Origin of the sequence: Actinosynnema sp. NPDC059797, assembly GCF_042732085.1 — a bacterium.
In the GTDB taxonomy this organism is placed as follows: Bacteria; Actinomycetota; Actinomycetes; order Mycobacteriales; family Pseudonocardiaceae; genus Actinosynnema.
The window spans coordinates 97,527-124,177 of sequence record NZ_JBHWIE010000001.1; the positions used below are offsets into that span (position 1 = coordinate 97,527).

Sequence of the window (26,651 nt, forward strand, 5' to 3'; positions counted from 1 at the left end):
CGGGGGGTGGGCACGTGACGCCCACACCGCGCCGTGTGGGGGAGCGCTCTCACATCCTAGGTGCGCCGGGTCCGGGGGTTCGCCGCGTTTTCGCAGGCTGAGCAGGTGGTCAGACCCTCCTCCTGCTTGTACAGTATCTTGTACAACCAGGAGGAGGGTCGATGAAGACGATGACCTATTCCGAGTCCCGCGCGAAGTACGCGGAGACTCTCGACTCCGTGATCAACGACCGCGAGGAAGTCGTCATCACCCGGGCAGGGCACGAACCGGTGGTGATCGTGTCACTGGACGACTACCAGTCGCTGAAGGAAACCGCGTACCTGCTGCGGAGCCCGGAGAACGCCCGACGCCTGATCACGGCCATCGAGCAGCTGGAATCCGGCGGCGGAGCGCCGCACGAGCTCGCCGAATGAAGATCGTCTGGGCCGAGCACGCGTGGGAGGACTACCTCTGGTGGCAGTCCGAGGACCGCAAGGTCCTCAGGCGCATCAACGAGCTGATCAAGGACATAGGGCGCAACGGCAACGAGGGCATCGGCAAGCCGGAACCCCTGAAGCACGGTTTCCAGGGGTACTGGTCCCGCCGGATCACCGATGAGCACCGCTTGGTCTACAAGATCGAGGAAGATGCGATCAAGATCGCCGCTTGCCGCTACCACTACGGGAGATGACGGCGGCACGCCCTCGCCGACCCGAGCGCGGTAGCCGATCGCAGGTTGCCGCACCCGACGGCTCGGCGCCGAACGCGAGTCGAATCCGGGGGTTCGCCGCGTTTCCGCAGGCCGGACCGGCGGGGTCGGGCGGCCCGCCCGGTCGGGTCGGCTTCGGCCTACTCCACGCGCACGCGCCGTCACCAACCGGGTCCGGGGTGTCCGCCCGCACGCCCATGCACGAGGATGCGCTCACCTGATCGAGTGAGAGGGCGGACGGGATGGAGTGGCAGGAGACGTTGCGGCGGCTCGACGCGGAGCTGGCCGCGGGCCGGATCACGTACGCCGAGCACGTCAAGCGGCGCGACCAGCTCCTGGCGGAGGCCGCGTCCCGCAGACCGGCCGGCGACCCGGACTCGACGATGAAGATCCGCGTCGAGGAGCGGCCGCAGTCGTTCTTCACGCCGCAGCAGCACCGCGCGCCGTCGCTGGACGGGGCCTCCGTGTTCGCCGACGCGCGCAAGCCGCGCCGCACCGGCGCCCGGATCGCGGTGCTGGTCGTGGTGCTGGCCGTCGTCGCGGGCGGGGTCTGGTGGTTCACGGGCGGGCGGGCCGACGAGTCGGCGGCCTCGTCCTCGCCGCCGACCTCCACGCCCGCCGCGGCCCCGGCGGCGATCCCGCCGCTGCCCGGCGAACCCGGCGAGCACGGTCCGGTGCTGAGCGTGGACGAGGCGGTGCGGCTGAAGCTGCTCGCCGCGGACGAGGCGGACGTCCTGGGCGGCAGCGGGGTGGACGAGATCCTGTTCTCCGGCTCCATCTCGGGCAGCACGTCCTTCGCCGTCCTCGTCGCGCGCACCGACTCGGTCGAGCGCGCCGACCGGGTCGCCGACGGCCTGGTCGGGTACCTGGTCGGCGCGGGCTACACCGAGACGCCGGAGCAGCACCTCGCCAAGACCTCGCCGCGGAACACGGTGCTGCGCGCCGTCTACCGCTCGGGGGAGGCGGTCGTCCGCGTGGGCGCGGCGCGGGCCGGGGACCAGGCGCCCACCGCCGAGCTGGCGCAGGTGCTCGCGGACGTGCGCGAGGCGTTCCCGGAGCGCTGAGCGCCGAGCCCGGAGCGCCGAGCCCGCCCCGCCGGGACTAGCGCGGACCCGCCGAACCGGCCGCCACGGGCTCCTCCGCCGGCGGCGGGGGCGGGGGCGCCGCGGGCCGTTCCCGCTTCGGGCGGCGCAGCAGCACCTTGCGCAGCTTCATGGCCGGCGACTCCACCAGGTGCCACGACAGCATCCCGAGCGCGAACGCGATCGGCACCGACAGCAGGGCGACGAGCCACTTCGACCCGGCACCCATGTGCACCACGAACTGCTCGGTCGGGAACCCGTAGAGGTAGACGCCGTAGCTGGCCATGGTCACCGAGGACGGCAGCCACAGCCGCTTCGGCAGGAGGGTGCCGATCGCCAGCACGACGTACGGCACGGTCACCAGCCGTGTGACCTCGGTCATGGCCGAGGCGTGCATCACGTACTCGACGCCGACGCACACCGCGACGCCCCACCAGCTGTACCGGATCTTGTCCCGGTACAGGTAGGCGAGCATGCCGACGCAGTAGACCGCGAGGTACTGCACCAGCGGCACGGTCGGCACCATCAGCAGGACCTTCGGCAGCTCCAGCTGCCGGGTCAGCAGCCGCTGGAACACCACGGCGAGCGCGAACGCCGCCAGCAGCACGATCCAGCGCCGCCGGATCGCGCCGGCCAGGCCGAGCACCGCGATGAGCGCGTAGCCGAGCACCTCGACCGGCAGGCTCCACAGCGACCCGTTGACCGCGTTGGGGTACGGGTTGTCGGCGAACACCCCGGGCAGCACGTACTGCTGCGGGAAGACCCGGACGTTGTCGTAGACGTAGCTCCACGTCAGGGGGTGGTCGTAGTAGGCCGCCGTGGAGAGCGTGGTGAGCACCGGGCCGAGCACGAACGCGCTCAGGCACACCACGACCACCAGGCCGGGCAGGATGCGCAGCGCGCGGCGGACGGCGAACCGCCACAGGTTCGGGTCCCGCTCCCAACTGCGGATGACCAGGTAACCGCTCATCGCCATGAACGCGGACACCGTGACCGCGCCCAAATCGACACCGAACCGAGTCGGGAGAATGCTGCCACCGGACTTGGTCAACGGGGCCGCGTGATCGATGATGACGAAGAAGGCGGCGAACAGGCGGACGGTGCCGAAACCGTCGGTCGCCTTGGTGCGCCCGTTCGGCGCAACCGGTTCGGAACGCCGACGTCCCCAGATGGACACCGCATAACCTCCTCCGGCCGACCTCTCGTCGGCGGACCGTAGGATAAGCGAACCGCGGGGGTCGCCGGGTTCCATCCGTGCGCACGGGCGGGATCGAAGATCTACAGGGAGGACTGCGGTGACCTGGCAGGAGCAGCTTCAACAGCTCGACGCAGCGCTTGCAGCCGGCTCCATCTCCGCGGAGGACTACCGGCGGCAACGCGACGAGCTGCTGTACCGCGCGCAGGGCGGCACGCAGCAACCCCAGCAGACGGGCCCGAACTCGGACCCGTTCCCGGCGCCGTTCAAGTGGAGCGCGCAGTCGCCGGCGCAGCAGGGGCAGCCCCAGCAGGGACAACCCCCGCAGGGCCAGCCCCAGCAGACCGGCTCGGAGTCCACCCAGTACATCCGGCCGGCCACGCCGCCGACCGAGGCCGACCGCACCCAGGTGGTGCCGAACTCCGGCGGCCAGGCCGACCGCACGCAGGTCGTGCCGAAGACCGGGCCCCAGGCCGTCGGCGGCCAGCAGGGCGGCGCCTGGCCGGGCCAGCAACAGCAGCAGGGCGGCGCGCCCTGGCAGCAGCAGCAACAACAGCAGCAGGGCGGCTACTCCCCGCCGTGGGGCGGCGAGGGCGACTTCCAGTCCCCGCAGTGGAGCGGCTTCAACGTGCAGGGCCCCGAGGTCTTCGAGGAGGCCGAGAAGGGCGGCAAGGGCAAGGTCATCGCGGTCGCCGCGGCCGTGGTCGTGCTGCTCGTCGCCGTCGGCCTGTACTTCTTCGTCTTCAAGGACAACGGGGGCGGCGAGAACACGGCGACGACCGACACGCCCTCGTCCTCCGCGCCCACCACGACCACGAAGAAGAAGCCCGACCCGTTCGGCACGCTGGTCGTCCCCGAGGGCCGCACGTCCGGCCCGAAGACCTACACCGCCGAGCAGCTCGCCACCGTGAAGCCGCTGCCCACCCCGGACCTGGTGGTCCTCAAGCAGGCGGGCACGACCGAGGCGCGCTCGGTCGTCGTGGTGGAGAACGAGGTCACCACGAGCATGTGGGCGTTCAAGTCCGCCGACCCGGCCGCGCTGCTGGAGGCGATCACCACCGACCAGCAGCGGTTCGGCTTCACCGAGGACCCGCAGACCTCGCAGGAGGGCGTGCCGGTCTTCAAGTCCACGCAGACGAGCAACAACAAGACCATCACGGTGTTCCGCACGCACTACGCGACCGACACCGAGGTGATCCGCGTGGAGGCCTTCGCCGTCGACGAGCCCGCCGCGCAGGACCGCTTCGAGGCCGTGCTGGCCGAGCAGCTCGACCACCAAGCCCCCAAGAAGTGATGCTCCCCACCACGCTCCGCGTCGCCATCGTCCTGTACCACAACCCGCTCGGCGAGATCTGGCGCTGCGTCCGCGCGCTCAACCGCGCCGCGGAGCACGCCATCGCGGGCACCGGGCTGGCGTCCGTGGCGATCAGCCTCGGCGACTGCTCGGACCGCGCGCTCGTCAACGAGTCCGAGCTGGCGGACCTGACCGCGAACGCGAGCGCCGGCGTCACGCTGGACTACCGCTGGTTCGGCGCCAACCTCGGCCACAGCGCGGGCAGCAACGCGCTGGCCGAGGGCGCGACCGAGGACGCCGTGCTGTTCCTCAACCCGGACAGCTACGTCGCGCCGACGCTGCTGGTGCACCTGCTGGCGTCGCTGCGGGACCCGGCGGTCGGCGCGGCGGACGCGCGGCAGGTCCCGTGCGAGCACCCGAAGCACTTCGACCCGAGGACCGGCGAGCAGAGCTGGGCCAGCGGCGCGTGCCTGGTCGTGCGCACGCCGGTGTTCCACGAGGTCGGCGGGTTCGACGCGGAGTGGTTCCCGTCCTACGTCAACGACGTCGACCTGAGCTGGCGCATCCGGCTGCGCGGGCACCGCGTGGTGCACCAGCCGCGGGCCGTGCTGTTCCACGACAAGCGGTTGGACGCCGAGGCGCACGTGCGCACCACGGCGATCGAGCCGTACGAGGGCATCCTGGGCAGGCTCATGCTCGCCACCCGCTACGGCCGGCCGGACATCGTGACCGAGACCGTCGACGTGATGCGGGTGCACGGCAGCGACGAGCAGCGGCGGGCGCTGGAGGAGTACGAGCGCCGGGTCGAGGCCGACCGCCTGCCGGCGCGGGTGCCCGCCGACGCCGTCGCCGAGTTCGTCGACGGCGAGTACGGCCGCCGCCGCTTCTGAGGGGACGGGCACATGGGCAACTACGAGTTCCACTACAACGAGCACGGCCCGTACGGGGCGGCGGTGCGGCTGCTCGCCGACACCGACCCCGCCGGGCGCGTGGTGCTCGACCTCGGCTGCGGCGCCGCGTCGGTGGCGGAACCGCTGCGGGCGCGCGGCGCGACGTACATCGGCCTGGACGTCGACGAGGAGTCGGTGCGCGGCCTCGCCGAGCGGGGCTTCGAGAGCCACCTGGTGGACCTCACCCAGCCCGGCCTGGACGAGCTGCTGACCAAGATCCTGGACGGCCGGGAGCTGGCCGCCGTGCTGTGCCTGGACGTGCTGGAGCACGTGCCGGACCCGCGCGAGGTGCTGCTCCGGCTGAACGCCGTGACCGAGCGGAACCCGGCGGCGGAGCTGGTCGTCAGCATCCCGAACGTGGCGCACCTCGACCTGGCGCGGCAGTTGCTCGCCGGGCACTGGGACCTCACCGACTCGGGCCTGCTCGACCGCACCCACCTGCGGTTCTTCACCGACCGCACGCTGACCGAGCTGATGGTGTCGACCGGCTGGTACGAGGCCGCGCGCGAGGACTTCCGGCTGGAGCGGTCCGACCAGAACGAGGCCGGGCACCCGCTGTTCGAGAACGGCGCGACGCTCGGCATGCTCGTCCGCGGTGTCCGCGCCGGCGCGGACGGCCACGGCGAGGTCAACCAGTTCGTGCGGCGCTACCACCGGGGCGCGGTGCGGCAGCCGGTCGCGGCCGAGGAGGGCGGGCCGTTCCTGAGCGTGGTGCTGCGCACCCAGGGCCGGCGGCCGGACTCGCTGGTCGACGTGCTGTGCTGCCTGGGCGCGCAGACCGACCTGGACTTCGAGGTCGTGCTCGTGGTGCACGACTCGACCGCGGCGCGCGGCGTGACCGAGCTGGTCGACCTGTTCGAGGGCAACCTGGCGCACCGGGTGCGCGTGGTGCCGTGCGACGGCGGCACGCGCAGCCGCCCCGCCAACGTGGGCCTGCGCGCCGCGACCGGCGAGTACGTCGTGTTCCTGGACGACGACGACTTCGTCACCGCGAACTGGGTGGAGAACATCAAGGCCGGCGCCCGTTCCGCGCCGGGCAAGGTGATCCGGTGGTGGGCCGCCGAGCAGCGGCGCACCTGGCACGAGCCGGGCTCGCTCGCCGCGCACACCGCGACCGGCCCGCTCACCCCGCAGTACGCGACGCGGTTCGACCTGACCCGGCACATCCGGCAGAACGAGACGCCGTTCCACTGCTTCTCGTTCCCCCGCGTGCTGGTGAGCCTGGGCTTCGAGTTCGACGAGTCGCTGACCGTGTGCGAGGACTGGGAGTTCCTGCTGCGCGCGGCGTCCTGGTGCGGCGTCCACGACACCGAGCAGATGACCAGCGTCTACAACAAGTGGTCGGACAAGTCCTCGTCGCACGCGGTGGCGTCCGACGAGTGGACCGCGATGCGCACGGTGGTGCACGTGGCGCTGGACCAGCAGCCGCTGCTGCTGCCGCCGGGCAGCGTGCGCGGCCTGGACCGGGCGCTGGAGCGCGCCGAGCTGGCGCAGCACCGGGTGGCGGCGCTGGAGGCCGAGGTGACCGCGGTGCGGCAGTACCTGGCGCAGGTCGAGCAGGTGTCCGCGAACGCCCACCACGCGCTGCACGAGCTGCGCCACTCCACGTCGTGGCGGATCAGCGCGCCGGTGCGGGTGGCGGGTCGGGTGGCCCGGAAGCTGCGGCGCAGGCTCCGCTAGTCGCCCGCCCGCCGGTCCCTACCGGGGGCGTTGGGCCAGCTCGGACTTGATCGCGTCGAGGGCCTGGCGGGACAGCAGCGGGTTGATGCCGGACACGAGGCTGCGCTCGGCGGCCTCCACCACCACCACGTCGCTGTCCGCCAGGACGCCCGCCACGACGGACGGGTCGGTGCCCGCGGTGTCGCTGTGCACGACGGTCGCGTCGGCGAACCCGCCGCTGAGGTACTGGGTGGCGAACAGCGTGAACGAGTCGGCGACCATGCCGACCTCGGCGTCGACGACCCCCCTGCCGGTCGCCCCGGTGAGGTGCAGCGGTTCGCGGAACGCCTTGTCGATGACGCGGCTCTGCACGGTCCTGCCGTCCGGCGCGAGGTCGTAGGTCTGGATCGGGAACTGGCCGGTCCTGCCGATCAGCGGCGGCAGGTCGGCGTCCCGTTGCAGGACGGTCGCCGGGGTGGCCTTCCACGAGGCGGTCACCCCCGGCCGCACGGCCTCGGCCAGCGCGCGGGTCATGGCCAGGCCGCCCTCGTGCGTCCAGTGGGTGTCCAGGGCGGAGTACACGGGCGCGCCGCGGCGCTCGGCGGCGACGCGCAGCGCGGGCCGGATGTCGAGCGCGCCGCCCTCGTCGACGACCCGGCGCCAGAACGCGTCGCGGGCCTCCTTCGCGCACTCCTCGCCGACGAACTCGGCGGGCAGGTACTCGGGCACCATCGTGCTCTTGTCCGGCGCGACGACCAGGACGAACTGCCGCCCGGAGTCCTCCACGGCCCGCCGCAGCTCCGCGATCGCGCCGATGACGTCGTCCACGGGCCGCTCGGGCAGGCACGCGCCGAGCACGTCGTAGCCGAGGTAGAGCCAGCCCTCGGAGCCCTCGATGACCTTGGGGAAGCCGCCGGCCCGGACCTTCTCGCGATCCTCGTCGCCGGGGCTGGGCACCGGCGCCTGCACGGGCGGGGTCTCGTGCCGCTGCCCGAACGGCGGCGGCTCGCGGAACAGGCCGCGGCTGATGCCGTCGTAGGCGTGCACCGCGACGTCCCGCAGCGGGAGGTTGTCGTCGGCCCACGCGGACAGGCCGGTGAAGAAGCCCCAGCCGTCGGTGATCGAGGGGAACCGCGCGAGCTGGCGGTTCTCGAACGCGGGCGGGCGCACGCCGAGCACGAACAGCAGGAGCGGCGTCAGGAAGAAGACGACGGCCGTGATGCCGGCCGCGCGCTGGCGACCGCTGTGCCGGGGCCGGTAGAGGGCGTGCTCCTTGGGGAGCATCGACTCCGGCAGCGGCGGCAGTCCCCGACCCCGGTCGGTGCGCGGCTGGGTGCTCACCCGAGCAGGGTAGCCGGCCGGACCGTCGCACGTTCGGGGGTTCGCGGCGCCGGCGCGTTCAAGGCGGGTGATCCGTGCAACCCCGGGGCGGTGCGCGACGTCCAACCCGAGGGGGCCGCGGTGGTCCCCCGTCGGGTGACGCGCGTACCGACGGCCGGAGAGGCGGTGAAGATTGCTGTGACCCTCATCACGCGGGACACGTACATATTCGACGCGACCCGTTCTCTTCCAGCGGCGCGCAAGCAAAAGAGGGGCACGGGTGTCCGTATTGAGACCGCCCCGCCGGCCTAGTCCCTATGGCGGATTGTCCGCTTGCCGTACGATCATTTTCACGTTGTACGGGCTGTGCCTGCTAGGGGACCTCAGAACAGAGGTAGGTGCGTCATGGATCTCGCACTGAGCAAGGTCATCGAGCTGCGCGAGAGCGGGTTCCAGTTCCTCCACCTCCGGGACGAGGACGGGCAGCTGGACCGCATCATGGCGTTCAAGCAGCGCCGCGGGTTCATCGACTCGATCCTGTTCTGGTCGGAGACCGAGGCCCGCGCGGGCCGGTTGCCCGCCGTGCGGGACAGCAATCGCGCCGCTCAGGCCGTGTGGATCTACGAGGGCCCGTTGGTCGAGGCCGTGGACCGGCTGCTCGACCTGCCGGAGCCCGGCTCGCGGAACGCGCCCACGCTCATGCGCAAGACGGCGTCGGACCTCGCGGTCGTGACCACGCTGCCGTTCACGCTGAAGCTGCCGCCCGGCGCGATCGCCTAGTTCACCCTCCGTTAACGTCACCCGCCGCACACAAATGCGGCGGGTTGTCGCATTTTCGTCACGTTCCGTAATTATTGCGCAATTGCGTGGACTTTTTCCGGGGCATTCCACGAGCCCGCACAAGGATGTCCCGGCGACCGCGCGAGCGGGTCGCGAGCGTCGTGCGGACAAGGAATATTCACCCTCGGCGCGGTGACACCAATCCCGATTCGTAGGCGAGCACCACGAGTTGCGCGCGGTCGCGGGCGGCCAGTTTCGTCATCACGCGGCTGACGTGGGTGCGGGCCGTGGCCGGGCTGATCACCAGGTGGTCGGCGATCTCGTCGTTGGACATGCCGGCCGCCACCAGGGTCAGGACCTCCCGCTCCCGGGCGGTCAGCTCGCGCAGCGCCCGGGGGTCGGGGCGGCGGTGCTCCGGGCGGCTCGCGAACTCCTCGATCAGCCTCCGGGTGACGCTCGGCGCGAGCAGCGCCTCGCCCCGCGCCACCACCCGCAGGGCGCGCAGCAGCTCCACCGGGTCGGTGTCCTTGAGCAGGAACCCGGACGCCCCGGCGCGCAGCGCCTCGAACACGTACTCGTCGACGTCGAAGGTGGTCAGCACGAGCACCCGGACGCCGGGCAGCTCGGCGCACACCCGCCTGGTCGCGACGAGCCCGTCCGTGCCCGGCATGCGGACGTCCATGACCACGACGTCCGGGCGGTGCTCGTGGGCCAGGCGCACGGCCTCCGCGCCGTCACCGGCCTCGCCGACCACCTCGAAACCGTCCTCGGTGTCCAGCAGCAGGCGGAAGCCCGCGCGCACCAGCGCCTGGTCGTCCGCCAGGACCACCCTGATCACCACGAACCTCCCACGGTAGGACGGCCCGCACGGCGAAGCCGCCGGCCGTCGGGCCGGCCTCCAGCGTGCCGCCGAGCGCTCCGACGCGTTCCGCCATGCCCCGCAGCCCCTCGCCCGCGCCCTGCGGCGGCCGGTCGGCGCCGCCGGAGCCGTCGTCGGTGACGGTCACCTCCAGGACCCGCTCGCCGCGCCGGAACCCGACCACGACGGCGGTGGCGTCCGGCGCGTACCGCACCGCGTTGGTCAGCGCCTCCTGCACCACCCGGTACGCCGCCGCGCCGACGGGGGCGGGCACCTCGCCGGGGTCGCCCCGGACCACGGCCTTGGGCACGGGCGCGACCAGCTCGTCGAGCCGGTCGAGGCCGGGCACGGGCGCCGCGTCGCCGCCGGTGCGCAGGACGCCCAGGGTGGCGCGGAGGTCGTCCAAGGCGCGCCCGCTGGCCTCCTTGATGGCGCGGAGGGCCTTGACCGCCTCCTCGGGCCGGCGGTCGGCCACGTGCGCGGCGACGCCGGCCTGCACGTTGATCATGGCGAGGCTGTGCGCGACCACGTCGTGCACCTCGCGGGCGATGCGCAGCCGCTCCTCCTCCACCTGGCGGCCCCGCTGCTCGGCGAGGCGGGTCCGGCCCAGCGAGAGGACGGCGGCGGCGGGCGCGGCGATCAGCGGGCCCCAGTGGCCGGTGACGTAGAACAGCCACGTGGACGCCCCGGTGACCGCGACGACGGCCACGGGGAAGCGCCTGCGCCACAGCAGCGGCGCGAACGTCGCCGCGAACCAGACCCACGCAGGCCACGACATGGGGCGACGGTACGGGACGGGCGCGGTGGCCGGCATCGGTCCGGGAGCGGCCCTTGCGGGTACGACAGCGGTCGTACTCCACCGGAGCGGGTGAACAACTCCACCCGGAAGGATTGCGGAGCTTGAACCGGTGCCCCGGGTTGCGAAACTTTCCCGCCCATGAACCTCAGGAAGACCATCGCGGGGGTCGCCGTCACCCTCGGCAGCACCGCCGTCGCGCTCGGCCTGGGCGGCACGGCGCAGGCGGCCGACGTCGGCGTGGAGACGCGACCGGACATCGAGGCGGAGCCGGGTCGGGTGGCGGGCGTGGGCGACGTGATCCGCGTCGACACGAACGAGGTGGACGGGCTGGTGCGGGCGGTCAAGTCGCGCGACATCGGCCCTGAGGGCATCGCCCGGCTGGCCCGCGACGTCGTGCCCCCGATGGCCGAGAAGATCGAGCGCGGCCTGCCGGTCGACGTCGGCGTCCGGGTGATCCGCTGACCGGCTGACACCGACCGGCTGACACCGACCGGCCGACCACCGACCACCGACCGGCCGACCGCGCGACGCGCTCGGCTCGCGCGGCCCGGCCCGGCCCGCGGCGCCGGCGGGCGGCTCGACGCGCCCCGCGCACGTGGTCGGCCGCGGTCAGCGGCGGTCAGCTCCGGCCCTCAGGGCCGGTCACGAGCCGGAACGGTCCCGGGCCCCTCCCCCCTCGGTCCGGGACCGTTCCGACCTCCGTCCGAGTCGGCTCCACGCCGCCGGACCCGCGCCGGGCGGTTCTCGCACCGCCCGGCCCGCGCCAAGCCCGGCCCGACCCAGCACCGGCCCGATCCAGCACCGGCCCGACCCAGCACCGGCCCGACCCAGCACCGGCCCGGCCGGTGCCTACCGGCCCACCGCGTACCCCTGTCCACCGCGCGGGTTGGCGGCGCCCCGCAGCAGGCCGTCGCGGGAGTCCCGGGCCACCGCCGACATCCGGCCCAGCGCCCACGGCCCCGCGTCCACCACCCCGTGCCCGCGCTCGCGCAGCTCGTCGGCCCCGGTGAACCGCGACTCCACCACCACCTCGCCCGGTGTCCACGAGCGCGGGTAGAACGAGCTGGGGAACGCGTTCGTGTGCCACATCGGCGAGTCGATCGCGGCCTGCAGGTTCATCCCGCCGACGGTGTGCGCGAGCCAGAACCCGAGCTGCCACTGGTCCTGCTGGTCGCCGCCCGGCGTGCCGAACGCCATCGTGGGCAGGCCGTCGCACAGGGCGAGCGACGGGGACAGCGTGATCCGGGGCCGCTTGTTCGGCGCCAGCGAGTTCGGCAGGCCCTCGTCCAGCCAGAACATCTGCGCCCGGCTGCCCAGGCAGAAGCCGAGCGACGGGATGGTGGGCGAGGACTGGAGCCAACCGCCGGACGGGGTGGCCGAGACGAGGTTGCCCCAGCGGTCGACCACGTCGACGTGCACGGTGTCGCCCTTGACCGAGCCCGTGCGGGAGACGGTCGGCTCGCCGAGCGCGCCGCCCGGCTCGTCGTCCGGGGGTACCGGTCCGCGCCGCACGTGCGCCGGCAGCAGCGGCTCCACGCCCAGGGGCGAGCCGGGTCGCAGGTCGAACGAGGCGTGCTCGGTGACCAGCGCGCGCCGCGCCCCGGCGTACTCGCGGGACAGCAGCGCCTCCACCGGCACCTCGGCGTCGCCGTACCAGGCCTCCCGGTCCGCGAACGCCAGCTTCGCGCACTCCACCGCCAGGTGCACGGTCTCCGCGGTCGGCACGCCGTCGACGTAGGCCAGGCGGTCCGCGAAGCCCTCCAGCAGCAGCAACTGCTGGAGCAGCACGGGTCCCTGCGTCCACGCGCCGGGCTTCACCACGGTCCACTGGCCGACGTCCACCGACACCGCGTCCTCGTAGGAGGCCTCCCACGTGGCCATGTCCTCGCCGGTCAGCACGCCGGCGTGGTCGGCGCCCGAGTCGTCGCGGAAGGCCGTGCGGCAGAACTCGTCCACCCGCTCCGCGACGAAGCCCTGCGACCAGGCGCGCCGCGCGGCCTCGATCTGCGCCTCGCGGTCCGACCCGGCGGCCTCGGCGGCGGCCAGCAGCCGTTCCCAGGTGTCGGCCAGCGCGGGGTTGCGGAACCGCGCGCCGGCCGCGGGCGGCTTGCCGCCGGGCAGCCACAGCCGGGCGGACGGGCCCCAGTGCTCGCGGAACAGCTCGGCGACCGTCGAGATGGTGAACGACACGCGCTCCAGCACCGGGAACCCGTCGCGCGCGTAGCCGATGGCGTGGCCGAGCACGTCGCGGAGCGTCTTCGTGCCGTAGTCGCGCAGCAGCGTCAGCCAGCCGTCCCACGCGCCGGGCACGGTGGCGGCGAGCAGGCCGCTGCCCGGCACGAGGTCCAGGCCGAGGTCCCGGTAGTGGGCGGTGGTGGCCCCGGCGGGCGACACGCCCTGCCCGCACAGCACGCGCGGCGCCGTCTCGCCGGCCGCGGCGAACACCACCGGCACCTCGCCGCCGGGCCCGTTGAGGTGCGGTTCGACCACTTGCAGCACGAAGCCGGCGGCGACCGCGGCGTCGAAGGCGTTGCCGCCGTCCTCGAGCACGGCCATGCCCGCGCCGGAGGCGAGCCAGTGCGTCGAGGCGACCATGCCGTGCGTGCCCACGAGTTCCGGGCGGGTGGTGAACATGGTCGTCAACGTACGTCCAGCGAACGGGTTTTGTTACCCCCGCTAAGGAGGTTGTGTGCTGAAGATCTACTGAAGTCGATGATCACTCACGCTTCGACGGCCGAGCCGGTCAACCCCGCGGTCGGGTGCTCCGGTCCGGGCTCCCGGCCCAGGCCGCGCAGCACCAGGCCGGCCCGGCGCAGGGCGTCCGGGTCCAGGTGGTTGCGGGTGTCCAGCACGGTCGAGCCGGCCATCAGGGACGCGACCAGCGCCCAGTCCAGGGTCCGGAACGCGGGCCACTCGGTGAGCAGCACCACCGCGTCCGCGTCGCGCACCGCCGCGTACGGGTCGTCCACGACGGTCATGCCCGGCAGCGGCCGGTCCACCTCGGGGTCGTGGGCGACCAGCACGGCGCCCTCCAGCGCGAGCAGCTCGGCGACCGCCAGGGCCGGCGAGTCGCGCAGGTCGTTCGTGCCCGCCTTGAACGCCAGGCCGAGCACGCCGATCCGCGCGCCCGCCAGCGAGCCGACCGCCCGGCGGACCTTGTCGACGACCCGCCGCTGCTGGCGGTGGTTGGTCTCGATGGTGGCCCTGAGCAGCTCGAAGTCGACGCCGACCGAGTCCGCGATCCGGACCATGGCGTGGGTGTCCTTGGGCAGGCACGAGCCGCCCCAGCCGGGGCCGGGCGCGAGGAAGGACCGCCCGATGCGCCGGTCGCGGCCCATGCCCTCGGTGACCGCGGCGACGTCCGCGCCGACCAGCTCGCACAGCTCGGCGATCGCGTTGACGTAGGACAGCTTCATCGCCAGGAAGCAGTTGGCCGCGTACTTGACCAGCTCGGCGCTGGCCGCGTCCATCAGCACGGTGGGCGCGCCGAGCCGGGTGAACAGGGCGGCCACCCGCTCGGCCGCGCGCGGCGAGTCGGAGCCGACCACGATGCGGTCCGGGTGCAGGAAGTCGCGGACCGCGCTGCCCTCGCGCAGGAACTCGGGGTTCGACACGACCGCGACGTCCTCCCGGCCCAGCAGCCGGGCGACGCGGGTCGAGGTGCCCACCGGCACGGTGGACTTGCAGACGACCACCGCGCCGCGCGGGAGGACGTCCCGGATCTCCGCGGCCACGGCCTCGACCGCGCCCAGGTCCGCCGCGCCGCCCGCGCCCATGGGCGTCGGCAGGCACAGGAACACCACCTCGGCGTCGGCCACGGCGTTCCGCGCGCCCACGACGAACGACAGCCGGCCCGCGGCCCGGCCCTCGGCGACCAGCTCCGCCAGCCCCGGTTCGAGGATGTCGACCTGACCGGCGCGCAGCCGGTTGACCTTCAGCGCGTCCACGTCGGCGCACTCGACCCGATGACCGAGGGAGGCCAGGCACGCCCCCGTCGTCAGGCCCACGTAACCCGTTCCCACGACCGCGATCCGCCGGACGAACATGACGTTGACGGTGTCAGTTCCAGTTGACCGCGGGTCAAACGAGAGTTGTATGCGGAGAGTGAGATGGGTAGTCCCCCGGGTGTACGGGGAAACACCTCTCGCGGTGGACGCGGTTCCGCCGGGATCGGAGCAGTGTCTTCAGCATGGAACTCGTCGTGATCTCGCTGCTGTTCGTGGGGTTGGCGGTGCTCGCGGCCGTGCCCCTGGTCGCGTTGCTGCACCTCTCGGAGGACCGGGGGCTGAACGACCGTTAACCTCCTCCCGTCTGGGTGGACAGGGAGGATGTGCATGGAGATCTCGGGTACCGCGGCGATCGTCACGGGCGGCGCGTCCGGGTTGGGCGCGGCGACGGCGCGGGCGCTGGCCGCGCGCGGTGCGGCCGTGTACGCGCTCGACCTGTCGGTCGAGGAGGCGCACGTCGTCGACGGGGTGACCTACGTGACGGCGGACGTCACCTCGGAGGAGGACGTCCAGGCCGCCGTCGACGCGGCCACCGGGTCGGGCAGGCCGCTGCGGGTCGTGGTGAACTGCGCGGGCATCGCGCCGTCGGCGCGGACCGTCGGCAAGGCGGGCGCGCACCCGCTCGACCTCTACCGCAAGGTGATCGACGTCAACCTGGTCGGCACCTTCAACGTGCTGCGGCTCGCGGCCGCGGCGATGGCGAAGACCGAGCCGCTCGCGGACGGCCAGCGCGGCGTGGTGGTCAACACGGCGTCGATCGCGGCGTTCGACGGGCAGATCGGGCAGGTCGCGTACGCGGCGTCCAAGGCGGCGGTGGCCGGCATGACGCTCCCGGCGGCGCGGGACCTGTCGACGGTGGGCGTGCGGGTGATGACGATCGCGCCGGGCATCGTGGACACGCCGATGCTCGCCACCGTGTCGGAGGAGTTCCGGGCCGGGCTGGCGGCCGGGGTGCCGTTCCCGAAGCGGCTGGCGCTGCCGGAGGAGTACGCCGACCTGGTCCTGTCGATCGTCGGGCACGACTACCTGAACGGCGAGGTCATCCGCATGGACGGGGCCCTGCGCATGGCGCCGCGGTAACCCTCCCCCACCTCACAGATCGCCCGCGAAGGGCAGGTCGTCCATGGCGTCCGAGGTCATCCACACCCGCAGGGCGTGGGTGGCCCGGACGTCGTCCTCGTTGTAGACCAGCAGGCGGTCGCGCTGGAGCGGGTCGGGCGGGTTGCCGTCCATGCCCACCGCGTCGCGGTACCACCGCATCGAGTTCTCGCCGCCCGCCTCGGGGTCGCGCCAGGTGAAGCCGGCCGCCGGGGCGATCGTCTTCAGGCCCTTGCCGTGGGCGCAGAGGAACTGCTCCTGGACGATGCCGAACAGGTCCACCCAGGCGTCGGAGTGGATGAACTCCTTCACCTGGCCCGTGGTCGGGATGCCGGGACGGCCCTTGAACCGGGCGGCCGAGCCGAGCAGCCAGCGGTTCTCCGCCAGCTCGTTGTAGCAGTAGGCGCGGAAGGTCAGGCCCCTGGCGCGGGCGCGCAGGCGCACGCCGGTGAGCCAGCCCCAGAACTCGGCGAACGAGCGGGCCTCGTCGTCGCACGGCAGCGGTTCCCAGGTGGCGAACGCCCGGTAGCCGGGCTCCTCCCCCACGTCGGCGCCGGACAGGAGGCAGCCCCACATGTAGGCGCCGAGGTCGCCGAAGCTCTCCATGTCGACGTCCACCTCCACGTCGGCGCGGGGGACGTCCATCTTCGACACGCGGCGCACCACGGCCAGGTCGCGCTGCCAGGCGCGGGCCAGGATCACCGCGTCCTCGTGGAGCATCCCGACCAGCGGGGTGACCGGGGCGCTCGGGTCCAGCTCGGCCAGCCGGTCGACGGTGGTGACGCCGGCCTTGCGCAGGGCGGCGGCGTCCTCGCCGCGCACGACGAGGCTGACGTCCCTCGCCCGCCGCAGGTCCTCCTCGCAGACCTGCCACCAGGGGCAGCTGCGGCACTCGACGATGCGCGACGGCCTGGCCAGGGGGTCCGCGCCGGTGGCCGCCGCGGCGGCCACGGCCAGGCGGTCGGAGAAGCGCGAGTCGTACTCGGACAGGGCGGTGCGGCTGTTGGGCCAGGTGGGCGCTTCCAGGTCGTGCCAGACGACGACATCGCCGTCCATGCCGATCACGCCGCCGGTCGCGCGGCCGCGCGCGGCGAACCCGGCCGCCTGGAGCTGGCGCTGGGCGTGGGCCAGGCGGAGCTGGTCGCGCGGCTGCGGGCGCACCTTGCGCAGCGGGTCGTTCCGGGCGCCGCTGGGCAGCGGGTGGGACAGGGGCGACGTGCGGGCGCCCTGGCCCGGGTCGCTGACCTTGTGCCGGACGACGAGGACCGGCACGTAGCCGGTGGCCTCCTTGACCAGCAGGTCGATGCCGCCGCGCCGGCCGCCCAGCGGGTCGCGCGGCAGGGCGGCGCCCCAGATGAACGGCACACCGGACCGCATGGCGGCGTCCGTCACCCGTTCGCGGTCCGCCGAGGGGACGTCCTGCGGGATCTCCATCAGGTCGGAGCCGACGAACCTGCCCAGCGCCGCGGCCACCGCGCGCCGGTGCTCGCCCGCGTCGGCCCGGCGCTGCCGGCCGGTCGGGTCGGGCGGCGGTTTGGGCAGGTCACGCGTTTGTGGGTCGTGTTCGAGGTGCACCCGCCGCCGGCAACGAGTGACCACGCCGGCGTCGAGCAGCACCTGGGAAGTCACTGTTGCAGGGTAAGCCGCCGCTCGCGCGGTCGTCCGGCAACCTCTCGGAGTCGAGTCGATCTTTTTCGCGGACGGCTCTAGTGTTTGCGGCGAGGAGGTGCCGCCATGGCTCGCGCGAAGGGCAAGGGGTTCACCCCCAGCAGGGCGAAGAACCTCGTGGGCGTGGCCAAGGTGCTGGCGCCCGCGCTGATCCCCGTGGTCGCGCCGATGGCCGCTCGGGCCGCCGCGCTGGTCAGCGACCGCTACGACCACTACCGGGCGGCGCGGCTGGGGGTGCCGGTCGACCAGCTCACCAGGTACTCCGGGCGCGGCGCCGCCCTGCACGCCCGGATCACGGGCTTCGACGAGGCCCTGGAGCAGGTGCGGGAGGGCGACCGGGGCTACGTGGAGGCCACCGAGCGGCGGCTGGCCCAGCTGCTCGCGGCCGTGCGCGCCTCGGAGCGGATGCCCGCGCCCCGGCGCCGGGCCGCGCACCGCGCCGTGTCGGCCGACCTGGACGGGTTGGAGGCCGAGCTGCTCAAACGCCTCGGCGTATGAGCCGCTTGACCACGCGCAGGGCCTTCTCCTCCGGGTCCTGCGGCTGGAGGACCTCGTCGATGACCTCGGCGACCCGCTCCTCGCGCCGGATCAGCGGGTCGCTGCGCAGGTCGCGGGCCAGGGACGCGCACAGGCCGACCATCACCACCAGGAACGGCAGCGCGGCGATGATCGTCAGGTTCTGCAGGCCGGTGAGCCCGCTCGAACCGCCGACCAGCAGCATCACCGCGGCCACCGCGCCGGTCAGCACGCCCCAGAAGACCACGACCGCCTTGGCCGGGCGGATCGAGCCGCGCTGGGAGAGCGTGCCCATCACGACCGAGGCGGCGTCCGCGCCGGAGATGAAGAAGATCGCCACCAGCACGATGACCACCAGGCTCGCCACGCCGGCCAGCGGGAAGCCGTCGAGCAGGGCGAACAGCTGACCCTCGGGGGTGGCGGCGTCCGCCAGGCCGGCGCCCTCGCGCTCGGCGTGGATGGCCGTGCCGCCGAACACGCAGAACCACAGCAGGCTGACCAGGCTCGGCACGCCGACGACGCCGGCCACGAACTGGCGGATCGTGCGGCCCCGGCTGATCCGGGCGATGAACATGCCGACGAACGGCGTCCACGAGATCCACCACGCCCAGTAGAAGATCGTCCACCCGGCCAGCCACTCCTGGGTGGCGTCGCCGCCGACCGCGGCCGTGCGGCTCGCCATGTCGGCCAGGTCGCGGAAGTAGTCGCCGATCGCGGCGGGCACCAGGTTGAGCACGAACACCGTCGGGCCGACGACGAACACGAACACGGCGAGCACCACGGCCAGCACCATGTTGGTGTTCGACAGCCACTGGATGCCCTTGGCCACGCCCGACACCGCCGACGCGACGAACGCCGCGGTCAGCACCGCGATCACGCCCACCAGGACCGCGTTGCCCGCCTCGCCCAGCCACCCGGCGGCGCGCAGGCCGCTGCCGATCTGGAGCGCGCCGAGCCCGAGGGAGGCGGCCGACCCGAACAGCGTCGCGAAGATCGCCAGCACGTCGATCGCCCGGCCCGGCCCGCCCGCGGCGCGCCTGCCCAGCAGCGGCGCGAACGCCGCGCTGACCAGCTGGCTGCGCCCGCGCCGGAAGCTGCCGTAGGCGATGGCCAGGCCGACCACCGCGTAGATCGCCCACGGGTGCAGGGTCCAGTGGAACAGCGTGGTGGCCATCGCGGTCTGGACGGCCGCGTCCGAACCGGCCGGCACGGTGCCCGGCGGCGGCGACGCGAAGTGCGTCAGCGGCTCGTTGACCCCGTAGAACATCAGGCCGATGCCCATGCCCGCGCTGAACATCATGGCGACCCACGAGACCGTCCGGAACTCCGGCTCCTCGTCGTCGCGGCCGAGCGGGATGCGCCCGTAGCGGCTCACCGCGAGCCACAGCGCGAACACCACGAACCCGGACGCGGAGAGCACGAACGCCCAGCCCAGGTTGGTGATGACCCAGTTCAGGACCGTTCTGGCCGCCCGGCCGAGGGAGTCCGTGCCGAAGACGCCCCACCCGATGAACGCGAGCGCGACGGCGGCGGCCACCCCGAACACGACGCGGTCGGTGCGCCCCGGGTGGTCGGCCCTCGGCTCGCCGGGCAGGGTTTGGTGAACTGGTTCGCCGTGGAGTGCCACGGTGGACCGCCTACCCCCGTTCGGCCCAGTTCAAACCCCTGAACGGCGGCAGTGGTTCACGCCGGCGGGCCCTGACCTCCTAGGCTCTGGGTCGTGACCAGACGGCCGGCCCCGACCCGCTTCGCGCGGGCCGTGCTGCTGTCCGTCACGTCCGCCGCGCTGAGCGTCACCGCGCACGGCGTCGCGGGCGGCCGGATGGCCGAGTTCGCGGGCGCGCTGCCGCTGACGCTGCTGATCGCGTTCGCGGGCACGGCGCTCGCCGAGCGCGGCCGCGGCCCCTGGCCGGTCCTGGCCACGCTGGGGCTCGCCCAGGTCGCCCAGCACGGGCTGTTCAACCTCGGCCACCACGTCCCCGGCGGGTCCGGCCACGCGTTCGACCCGGTGGCGATGACCGCCGCGCACGCGGTCGCCGCGCTGCTGACCGGCCTCCTGCTGGCCCGCGCCGACGCCGTGCTGCGCGCGCTCGCCACGGCCGCCGCCCGGCTGCTGCCGGTGCTGCCCGCGGTGCCCGCCCCGGTGGGACCGCCCCTCCCGCCCGCACCCGCCCCGGTGGTGGACCGGCTGGTGTCGGTGCTGCTCAGGCGCGTGCACGGCCGCCGCGGACCACCGCGCCCCCTGATCACCCGAGTCCCTTGACCCTCTGGTTTTCAGGAGCCACAACTCCATGTCGACCCACCGTTCCGCGCTCGCGAAGGCGAGCGCGGTCCTCGCCACCGCCGGTTTCCTCGCGCTGGGCACCGCGGGCATCGCGTCCGCGCACGTCACGGCGTCCACGCCCGCACCCGCCAAGCAGGGCGGCTACAGCAAGGTGACCCTGCGGGTGCCCAACGAGCGCCCCGACGCGGGCACCGTCAAGCTCGAACTGACCCTGCCCGCCGAGTACCCGCTGGCCTCGGTCAGCACCAAGCCGGTCCCCGGCTGGAAGGTCGAGGCGGTCAAGGAGAAGCTGGCCAACCCCGTGGAGAACCACGGCCGCCAGGTGACCGAGGCGGTCCGCACGGTGACCTGGACCGCCGAGCCGGGCAACCGCATCGAGCCGGGCCAGTTCAACGAGTTCGACCTGTCCATCGGACCGCTGCCGGACAACACCGAGCAGCTCGTCCTGCCGACCAAGCAGACCTACGACAGCGGCGAGGTCGTGGACTGGAACGCGCCGCCGCCCGCCGAGGGCGGCGACGAGCCGGAGCGGCCCGCGCCGGTGCTGAAGCTGGTCGCGTCCGACGGTGACGACCACGGCGCCGCCGCCACCTCCGCGCCGTCGTCCTCGGAGGAGGGCGGTCACGCCGCCGAGGCCACCGCGACCGACGAGACCGCCCGCTGGCTGGGCGGCGCGGGCCTCGCGGTCGGCGCGCTCGGCCTCGGGTTCGGCGCGGGCGCCGTGCTGCGGTCCCGCCGCTCGGGCAAGCCGACGGCATGAGGCGCGTCGTCTCGCTGCTGCTGACCGGCCTGGTCGCGGGTGCGGTGGTGCTCGGCACCGCCACCCCCGCGCTCGCGCACAACGTGCTGATCAGCAGCGACCCGAAGGACGGGTCGTCGGTGGAGGCCGGACCGGCCGCGATCACGCTGACCTTCGACCAGCCGGTGACCGGCGGGGACGGGTTCAACACGATCAGCGTCACCGGGCCGGGGGGCACGCGCTGGGAGGCGGACGGCGAGCCGACGATCCGGGACAACGTCGTCACGTTCCCGCTGCGCCCGCTGGGACCGGCCGCCGAGTACGCGGTCAGCTACCGGATCCTGTCCGCCGACGGGCACCCGGTCAGCGGCTCGCTCAAGTTCACCCTGACCAAGGCGGGCGACGGCACCCCGGCGCCCGCCACGTCCGCCGCCGCGCAGGACCAGGCGTCCGGGTCGGGCGGCGGCGTGCCCATCTGGGTGTGGATCGCGGGCGCCGTGGTGCTGCTCGCGGGCGGCGTGTTCTTCGCGCTGCGGGGCGGCGGCGAACAGCGATGACGGTGAACCGGACCACCACCCCCGCGAACCGCTACTGGGTCGTCGGCGGGCTGCTCGCGGGCGGTGTCGTCGGCGTGCTGCTGGGCCTCGGCCTGTCGACCACCCCCGAGGTGGTCGGCGTGGCCGAGCCGGGGGCGGTGGTCCGGTTCGGCCACCCGGTCGTGCGGGTGGTCCTGGACCTGGCCGCGACGGTCGTCGTCGGCCTGTCCCTGCTGCCGAAGCTGCTGGGCTTCAGCCGGCCCGCCCTGACCGAGCCGGTGATGCGCCTGGCGCGGCCGGCCGCCGTGGTCGCGGCGGCCGTGTGGGCGTTCACCGCGCTGCTGTCGATCGTCATCAGGGCGTACGAGACCAGGCCGGACACCGAGCTGACCATGCCGTTGGTCGTGGACTACGTGCGGCGGGTCGGCGCCGGGCAGGGCCTGCTGTTCAGCGCGGTGTGCGCGCTGGTCTACCTGTGGATCGGCGTGCTGGCGGTCCGCAAGGGCGAGTCGGTGCCCGCCGAGCTGCGGATCCTGATCTCCATGTTCGGCCTCCTGCCGCTGCCGGTGACCGGCCACGCGTCGAACTGGAAGTACCACGACTACTCCATGATCTCGATGGAGCTGCACATCCTGGGCGCGGCCGCGTGGACCGGCGGCCTGGCCGCGCTGGTGGTCCTGGTGGCGCACCGGCGCGGGCTGCTGGCCGAGGCGCTGCCGAAGTTCTCCAAGCTGGCCACGGTGTCGCTGGTGCTGGTGTCGGTGACGGGGCTGTTCAACGGGGTGCTGGAGCTGGCGCTCAACCCCGTGATCACCCTGCCGGGCTCCCTGTTCACCACGTCGTACGGGTTGGTGCTGGTGGGCAAGGTGGTGTGCGCGGCGGCGCTGGCGGCGCTGGGCGCGCACATCCGGTGGCGGCTGCTGCCCCACATCGCCCGGCACAAGCCGACGGCGGTGGTGGGGTGGGCGGCGTTCGAGCTGGCGGTGATGGGGGTGGCGTTCGGGCTGGCCGTGGTGCTGTCACGGGCGCCGGTGGCCTGAGGCGGTTACTTGTAGACGACCTTCGTCGCCGGGTCCAGGGCTTCGAGACCCCGGTACCCCGCCCGCCGGTCGAGCACCAGCCGCTCCAGTCGGAGGCCCGCCAACGGGTTCAGGTCGCCGTCGAAATCGAGGTTGGCGATGTCGAGTTCCGCCAAGCCGGTGAAATCGGCGAGTGGCGAGAGGCTCCGCAACACCGAGCGCTGGAGCATCATGGTGCGCAGCGGAAGCACTCGAAATGGCGCGACGTCCGCCCTCATGTCGCCGACGATGTTGATCCACCTGGTCCCGGGGAAGGCCTTCACCAGAACCTCTTCCCCACCACCCTCGAAACCCCACATGACTTGAAGCCTGTGCACCTGTGGCATTTCTTCAAGGGTGGACAGGATTTTCTTGCCGGCATGGGTCAGGCTGATTCCGCCGAGCGATTCGATCGCCCCCAACGGGCGCAGGCTGCGCACTTCCCTCAATCGACCCAGGGCCAGGTAGTGGAGGGGGAGTTTGACAAGTGAGCGCAGGTGGGTGAACCCCTTGGCATTGGAGAGGACCATAGAGGAGAGGGTTTCGTGCTCACTGAGCGCCCTCAAGTCGACCACGCTGTCGTAGTACAGGGGGACGAAGACCTTGTGCAGCAGCGGGAGGCCTGACAAGAGGAGCAGGTCGGGCAGTTTCTCGTGGAAGTCGAACTCGACGGAGAGCCTGGCGAGGTGGCGGAGCCGCGAGACGTGCGGCAGTAGGTGCTTCGACGTCAGGGTGAAATCACCGTCGCACAGGGGTGAGTCCGCGAGCACCTCCTCCGCGTAGCGCTCGGGTTCGAAGAACTGCCCACCCCGCTCCAACTCCTTCTGCACCTTGTCGCGCGTGTCCCCGGCGTACCGGGCCAGCAGCGGGATCGCCTCGATCGCGCCGGTCAGGGCGGCGGCCCGCACGGTCGCGGCGGCCTGGGCCTCCGACAGGCCGTCGAGGCTGGTCGGGAGGTGTCGCAGCACCCGGTGGCCGATGGACGCAAGCGATTGCGTCTCGCGCAGGCTGCGCGGCGGGACGAGCTTGTCCTCGATCACGGCGTCGATGCGGGCGCGCACCTCCGGATCGACGTCGCGCACCGTCTCCAGGCACGCGGCGGCGAGGAGCCGGAGGCGGCGGGCCCTGGTCGGTTCCGCTTCGGCGCGGTCCACGATGCCGGTCAGGAGTTCGCTCGCCTGTTTCGACGTGGCGTGGCCGCACGCCATCACCGTGGTTTCCCACCAGTCGTCCAGGTGGGCGTGCGCGATCAGGGTCGGGACGTGGTGCTGCTGCACCGCCTCGTCGGCGGCGAGGTATTCCAGGAAGGTGCGGTGGACGAAGTCGACGCGGCCGGGCACCGGTTCCCGCAGCACGCCGCTGCGTTCGAGGAGGTGCTTGAACAGCACTTCCGGGGCCACGTCGACGTCCGGCATGCCGGGCATCTTCCGGGAAACGTGCTCCAGCGCCTCCTCCGACCGGAACTCCACTTTGTTGGCGAGGGTGAGCCGCCAGGCCAGGTCGCGCAGCAGGACGCGTTTCTCGGTGTCGCCCAGCAAACCGGCGATCCCGCGTTCGGCGTCGCGCAGGTGCAGCAGCATGGTCAGCGCCTTGGCGTACAGGTCCATGCGGTTGCGCGGCAATTCCGAGCGGTAGGACAGGTTCAACGCGCACAGCATCGCGCACAGCAGGGGGCTTGCCGCGAGTTCGCGGAGGTGCGGGCGTTCCAACTGGCCGCGCATCCGGCGTTCCGCGGCACCGCCGGACAGCCCGGCCGCCTCGTGCCAGCGCTCGACGAAAGCGGCGATGTTCGCCGGGTTCATCGGTTCCAGGGTGACGGTCGTGAACTCCTCGTCCTCCAGCCAGCGGCTGTCCGCCGCGGCGGTCCGCGACGTGACCACGACCCGCGCGTCCGGGAACGCCTCCAGCAGCTCGCGCAGCCACGCCTTCACCACCCGGCGGCGCGCGGCGGGCACCTCGTCCACGCCGTCGACCAGCAGCATCGCCTCACCCGCCCGCAGGAGCCGGTGGACCCAGCCCTTCGGGGCCAGGTCGGCGACGGGCGCGGCGCAGTGGGCGGTGAAGGACTCGGGTCCGGGCAGGTCGCCCTCGGGGTAGCTGCGGAGGCGGACCACGAACGGGACGAGGTCGTTCCACCCGGCGACCGCCCCGCCGAGCCGGCCGCGCGCGGCCCGGACCGCCAGCCAGTGCAGGAGCGTGGTCTTGCCCGAACCCGCCTCGCCCCGGAGCAGGACCCGCGTCCGGTCCCGGATGGCCGCCTCGACCGGGACGCCCTCGGCCTCGCGGTTCGGCTGCCGGTCCAGCCAGAGCACCGGGCGCGCGTGCCGGCTCCCCTCCGTCCGGTCGGACACGCTCAGGCTCAGGTAGGCGACGGTCAGGGCCAGCTTCGGCTGCTCGTCCCCCGGCAGGCCGAGCAGTTCGAGGCGGTCGAGGGTGTTGGCCACGTGGCGCAGGTACTCGGCCCGGAACTCCTCGTCGCGGTTGGCGCCCTCGGGCGCGTGGAGGCTGGTCGTGGGCGTGCGGGCGAGGAGCCGGTCGAGCTGGTCGGACTGGGCGGACAGCCGGCCCAGGACCTCGGCCAGCGCGGCCGGCTGGAACGACGGCAGGTGGCGGACCACCTGGACCAGGTGCCGGCACGCCTGGTCGAGGGCCAGCTCGTGGAGGCGCCCGGCCCGTTCCGACAGCAGGCGGGCGCGGTCCGGGAACCGGCGGCGGACCTGCCTGGCCAGCACCTCGGGGTCGGCGTCGGTCGCCAGGAGGGCCTCGTCGGACAGGTCCACCTCACCCAGCACGTCGACCACGGCCTGGACGGCGGCTTCGGCCTCGTGCTCCGGCAGGTCCGCGAAGCGCTGCGCGATCACCGGCGCGAGCTGCTCGGCCACCTGGTTGCCGATGCGCTCGACCAGGTTCTCCAGCTTGCGCTGCTGCAACGGCCCCTTCAGCTCGGCCTGGGCCAGCTCGGCCAGCGAGGCGGTGCGCTCGAAGGTGGACTTCCGGCGCCCCAACCACGCCTTCGCGGCGTGGGAGGCGATCGACGAACCCAGTCGCAGCGCTGCGCTCTCGCTGATCACCGCCCACCGATACCGCACCGGCTGACCAGGCACAACGCAAAAATGTCAGACCACCGTGGTTTCGTCGGCCCATGGCTGATCGACCGATCCTCGTACTGGGCGCCACCGGCTCGACGGGCCGTCGGGTGGCCGCGCAGCTCACCGAACTGGGCCACCCGGTGCGCCGGGCCTCCCGGCACGGCGACGTGCGCTTCGACTGGACCGACCGCGAGACCTGGGCGCCCGCGCTGGACGGCGTCGAGCGCGTGTACCTGATGGCGCCGCACGAGTTGCCCGTCGAACCGGAGTTCGTGCACGAGGCCGTCGACCGGGGCGTCCGGCGGCTCGTGCTGCTGTCGAGCCGGGGCATCGAGGAGATGCGCGACGAGCGGTTGCTGGCGGCCGAGGCGCTGGTCGCGGGCTCGGGCGCGGACTGGACCGCCGTGCGGCCGGACTGGTTCGACCAGAACTTCGACGAGGGGTTCTTCCGGCCCTCGGTCCTGGCGGGCGAGCTGGTGCTGCCGCTGGGAGACAGGGCGCAGGGGTTCGTGGACGCCGACGACATCGCGGCGGTGGCGGTGCGGGCCCTGACCGAGGACGGGCACGAGGGCCGCACCTACGAGTTGAGCGGGCCGGAGGCGCTGTCGTTCCCGGCGGCGCTGCGCACGATCACCGAGGTCACCGGGCGCGAGGTGGTGTACCGGGGCACGGCGGACGACTACCGGGCGGTGGTGCCGGCCGAGGTGGCGGAGGCGCAGATCGCGGCGTGGGGGGCGCTGGGCGAGCCGGGCCTGACCGACGACGTCGAGCGGGTCGCCGGCCGGCCGCCGAAGAGCTTCCGGCGGTACGTGGAGGAGGCGTGGGAAGGGGGCGCGTGGCGGGATCAGCAGGGGTGAGGGGGCGCGGCGGGGAGGGCTGAGCGGGCACCGGCACCGGCCGGGCGGGGGTTGGGCTCGGTGCTGAGCCGGGCTCGACGCTGGGCCAGGCCGGCGCTGGGCCAGGCCGGCGCTGGGCCAGGCCGGCGCTGGGCCAGGCCGGCGCTGGGCCAGGCCGGCGCTGGGCCAGGCCG

24 protein-coding genes are annotated in these 26,651 nt (G+C 73.3%); 15 read left to right on the plus strand and 9 right to left on the minus strand.

Annotated elements, in window-relative coordinates; all coding sequences use genetic code 11:
* Positions 1 to 161 precede the first annotated feature (161 nt).
* The 3 genes from ACFV4N_RS00510 to ACFV4N_RS00520 all read left to right on the plus strand — a co-directional run bounded on the left by ACFV4N_RS00510 (position 162) and on the right by ACFV4N_RS00520 (position 1,752).
* Positions 162 to 413 (plus strand): type II toxin-antitoxin system Phd/YefM family antitoxin, encoded by a 252-nt coding sequence (locus ACFV4N_RS00510; RefSeq protein WP_499670341.1) that lies wholly within the window; start codon positions 162 to 164, stop codon positions 411 to 413.
* A complete protein-coding gene (locus tag ACFV4N_RS00515; protein WP_499670342.1) occupies positions 410 to 670 on the plus strand; it encodes a Txe/YoeB family addiction module toxin in 261 nt (86 codons plus the stop codon). Before ACFV4N_RS00510 ends, ACFV4N_RS00515 begins: the two co-directional genes overlap by 4 nt.
* A gap of 260 nt (positions 671 to 930) precedes the next feature.
* Positions 931 to 1,752: a hypothetical protein gene (locus ACFV4N_RS00520; protein WP_499670343.1), complete on the plus strand. Its 822-nt coding sequence runs from the start codon at positions 931 to 933 to the stop codon at positions 1,750 to 1,752.
* Positions 1,753 to 1,789: 37 nt separating this feature from the next.
* Here the strand turns inward: ACFV4N_RS00520 and ACFV4N_RS00525 are convergent, their stop codons facing one another.
* The gene (locus ACFV4N_RS00525; RefSeq protein WP_499670344.1) at positions 1,790 to 3,022 is read right to left on the minus strand and encodes an acyltransferase family protein; all 1,233 of its coding nucleotides are present in this window, start codon (positions 3,020 to 3,022) and stop codon (positions 1,790 to 1,792) included.
* A 43-nt stretch (positions 3,023 to 3,065) separates the two neighbouring features.
* Here ACFV4N_RS00525 and ACFV4N_RS00530 point away from each other — a divergent pair, with 43 nt between their 5' ends.
* The 3 genes from ACFV4N_RS00530 to ACFV4N_RS00540 are packed head-to-tail and all read left to right on the plus strand — an operon-like array spanning position 3,066 to position 6,889.
* Positions 3,066 to 4,259, plus strand: a complete 1,194-nt coding sequence (locus ACFV4N_RS00530; RefSeq protein WP_499670345.1) for an SHOCT domain-containing protein — start codon at positions 3,066 to 3,068, stop codon at positions 4,257 to 4,259.
* Entirely contained in the window at positions 4,259 to 5,149 is an 891-nt protein-coding gene (locus ACFV4N_RS00535; protein ID WP_499670346.1) for a glycosyltransferase family protein, read from the plus strand. Before ACFV4N_RS00530 ends, ACFV4N_RS00535 begins: the two co-directional genes overlap by 1 nt.
* 12 nt (positions 5,150 to 5,161) lie before the next feature.
* Complete coding sequence (locus ACFV4N_RS00540; RefSeq protein ID WP_499670347.1) at positions 5,162 to 6,889, plus strand: methyltransferase domain-containing protein; 1,728 nt, start codon at positions 5,162 to 5,164, stop codon at positions 6,887 to 6,889.
* An 18-nt stretch (positions 6,890 to 6,907) separates the two neighbouring features.
* Here the strand turns inward: ACFV4N_RS00540 and ACFV4N_RS00545 are convergent, their stop codons facing one another.
* A complete protein-coding gene (locus tag ACFV4N_RS00545) occupies positions 6,908 to 8,209 on the minus strand; it encodes an alginate O-acetyltransferase AlgX-related protein (protein WP_499670348.1) in 1,302 nt (433 codons plus the stop codon).
* Positions 8,210 to 8,593: 384 nt separating this feature from the next.
* Between ACFV4N_RS00545 and ACFV4N_RS00550 the strand changes: the two genes are divergently transcribed.
* Positions 8,594 to 8,968: a hypothetical protein gene (locus ACFV4N_RS00550; RefSeq protein WP_499670349.1), complete on the plus strand. Its 375-nt coding sequence runs from the start codon at positions 8,594 to 8,596 to the stop codon at positions 8,966 to 8,968.
* 178 nt (positions 8,969 to 9,146) lie between these two features.
* On the opposite strand, the gene ACFV4N_RS00555 is transcribed toward ACFV4N_RS00550, so the two are convergent.
* Both ACFV4N_RS00555 and ACFV4N_RS00560 read right to left on the minus strand, forming a co-directional pair.
* Entirely contained in the window at positions 9,147 to 9,806 is a 660-nt protein-coding gene (locus ACFV4N_RS00555) for a response regulator (RefSeq protein WP_499670350.1), read from the minus strand.
* Entirely contained in the window at positions 9,703 to 10,605 is a 903-nt protein-coding gene (locus ACFV4N_RS00560) for a sensor histidine kinase (RefSeq protein ID WP_499670351.1), read from the minus strand. The genes ACFV4N_RS00555 and ACFV4N_RS00560 overlap by 104 nt, the downstream gene beginning before the upstream one ends.
* A 159-nt stretch (positions 10,606 to 10,764) precedes the next feature.
* Here ACFV4N_RS00560 and ACFV4N_RS00565 point away from each other — a divergent pair, with 159 nt between their 5' ends.
* Positions 10,765 to 11,088: a hypothetical protein gene (locus ACFV4N_RS00565; RefSeq protein WP_499670352.1), complete on the plus strand. Its 324-nt coding sequence runs from the start codon at positions 10,765 to 10,767 to the stop codon at positions 11,086 to 11,088.
* Between the two features lie 387 nt (positions 11,089 to 11,475).
* Here ACFV4N_RS00565 and ACFV4N_RS00570 read toward each other — a convergent pair whose 3' ends face one another.
* Complete coding sequence (locus ACFV4N_RS00570; RefSeq protein ID WP_499670353.1) at positions 11,476 to 13,260, minus strand: gamma-glutamyltransferase family protein; 1,785 nt, start codon at positions 13,258 to 13,260, stop codon at positions 11,476 to 11,478.
* A gap of 86 nt (positions 13,261 to 13,346) precedes the next feature.
* Positions 13,347 to 14,672 carry a UDP-glucose dehydrogenase family protein gene (locus ACFV4N_RS00575; RefSeq protein WP_499670354.1) on the minus strand — a complete coding sequence of 442 codons (1,326 nt, stop codon included), beginning with the start codon at positions 14,670 to 14,672 and terminating at the stop codon, positions 13,347 to 13,349.
* 288 nt (positions 14,673 to 14,960) lie between these two features.
* Between ACFV4N_RS00575 and ACFV4N_RS00580 the strand changes: the two genes are divergently transcribed.
* Positions 14,961 to 15,713: an SDR family NAD(P)-dependent oxidoreductase gene (locus ACFV4N_RS00580; protein WP_499670355.1), complete on the plus strand. Its 753-nt coding sequence runs from the start codon at positions 14,961 to 14,963 to the stop codon at positions 15,711 to 15,713.
* Positions 15,714 to 15,725: 12 nt separating this feature from the next.
* Here ACFV4N_RS00580 and ACFV4N_RS00585 read toward each other — a convergent pair whose 3' ends face one another.
* Positions 15,726 to 17,360, minus strand: coding sequence for a TM0106 family RecB-like putative nuclease (locus tag ACFV4N_RS00585; protein ID WP_499670356.1), 1,635 nt, complete (start codon positions 17,358 to 17,360; stop codon positions 15,726 to 15,728).
* A gap of 105 nt (positions 17,361 to 17,465) precedes the next feature.
* Here ACFV4N_RS00585 and ACFV4N_RS00590 point away from each other — a divergent pair, with 105 nt between their 5' ends.
* The gene (locus ACFV4N_RS00590) at positions 17,466 to 17,897 is read left to right on the plus strand and encodes a DUF6474 family protein (protein ID WP_499670357.1); all 432 of its coding nucleotides are present in this window, start codon (positions 17,466 to 17,468) and stop codon (positions 17,895 to 17,897) included.
* On the opposite strand, the gene ACFV4N_RS00595 is transcribed toward ACFV4N_RS00590, so the two are convergent.
* On the minus strand, positions 17,878 to 19,542 hold the full coding sequence (locus ACFV4N_RS00595; protein ID WP_499670358.1) for a BCCT family transporter: 1,665 nt from the start codon (positions 19,540 to 19,542) through the stop codon (positions 17,878 to 17,880). The two genes, ACFV4N_RS00590 and ACFV4N_RS00595, sit on opposite strands and share 20 nt — an antisense overlap.
* 93 nt (positions 19,543 to 19,635) lie before the next feature.
* On the opposite strand from ACFV4N_RS00595, the gene ACFV4N_RS00600 reads away from it, so the two are divergent.
* From ACFV4N_RS00600 to ACFV4N_RS00615, 4 genes are read left to right on the plus strand one after another with little or no spacing between them, the layout of a single operon-like run.
* Entirely contained in the window at positions 19,636 to 20,178 is a 543-nt protein-coding gene (locus tag ACFV4N_RS00600; RefSeq protein WP_499670359.1) for a hypothetical protein, read from the plus strand.
* A 28-nt stretch (positions 20,179 to 20,206) separates the two neighbouring features.
* A complete protein-coding gene (locus tag ACFV4N_RS00605; RefSeq protein WP_499670360.1) occupies positions 20,207 to 20,959 on the plus strand; it encodes a YcnI family copper-binding membrane protein in 753 nt (250 codons plus the stop codon).
* Positions 20,956 to 21,495: a copper resistance CopC family protein gene (locus ACFV4N_RS00610; RefSeq protein WP_499670361.1), complete on the plus strand. Its 540-nt coding sequence runs from the start codon at positions 20,956 to 20,958 to the stop codon at positions 21,493 to 21,495. Before ACFV4N_RS00605 ends, ACFV4N_RS00610 begins: the two co-directional genes overlap by 4 nt.
* Positions 21,492 to 22,514, plus strand: coding sequence for a CopD family protein (locus ACFV4N_RS00615; protein ID WP_499670362.1), 1,023 nt, complete (start codon positions 21,492 to 21,494; stop codon positions 22,512 to 22,514). Before ACFV4N_RS00610 ends, ACFV4N_RS00615 begins: the two co-directional genes overlap by 4 nt.
* Positions 22,515 to 22,519: 5 nt before the next feature.
* Here ACFV4N_RS00615 and ACFV4N_RS00620 read toward each other — a convergent pair whose 3' ends face one another.
* Positions 22,520 to 25,603 carry an NACHT domain-containing protein gene (locus ACFV4N_RS00620; protein WP_499670363.1) on the minus strand — a complete coding sequence of 1,028 codons (3,084 nt, stop codon included), beginning with the start codon at positions 25,601 to 25,603 and terminating at the stop codon, positions 22,520 to 22,522.
* 71 nt (positions 25,604 to 25,674) lie between these two features.
* On the opposite strand from ACFV4N_RS00620, the gene ACFV4N_RS00625 reads away from it, so the two are divergent.
* Positions 25,675 to 26,478 (plus strand): NAD(P)H-binding protein, encoded by an 804-nt coding sequence (locus tag ACFV4N_RS00625; protein WP_499670364.1) that lies wholly within the window; start codon positions 25,675 to 25,677, stop codon positions 26,476 to 26,478.
* The last annotated feature ends 173 nt before the right edge of the window (positions 26,479 to 26,651 follow it).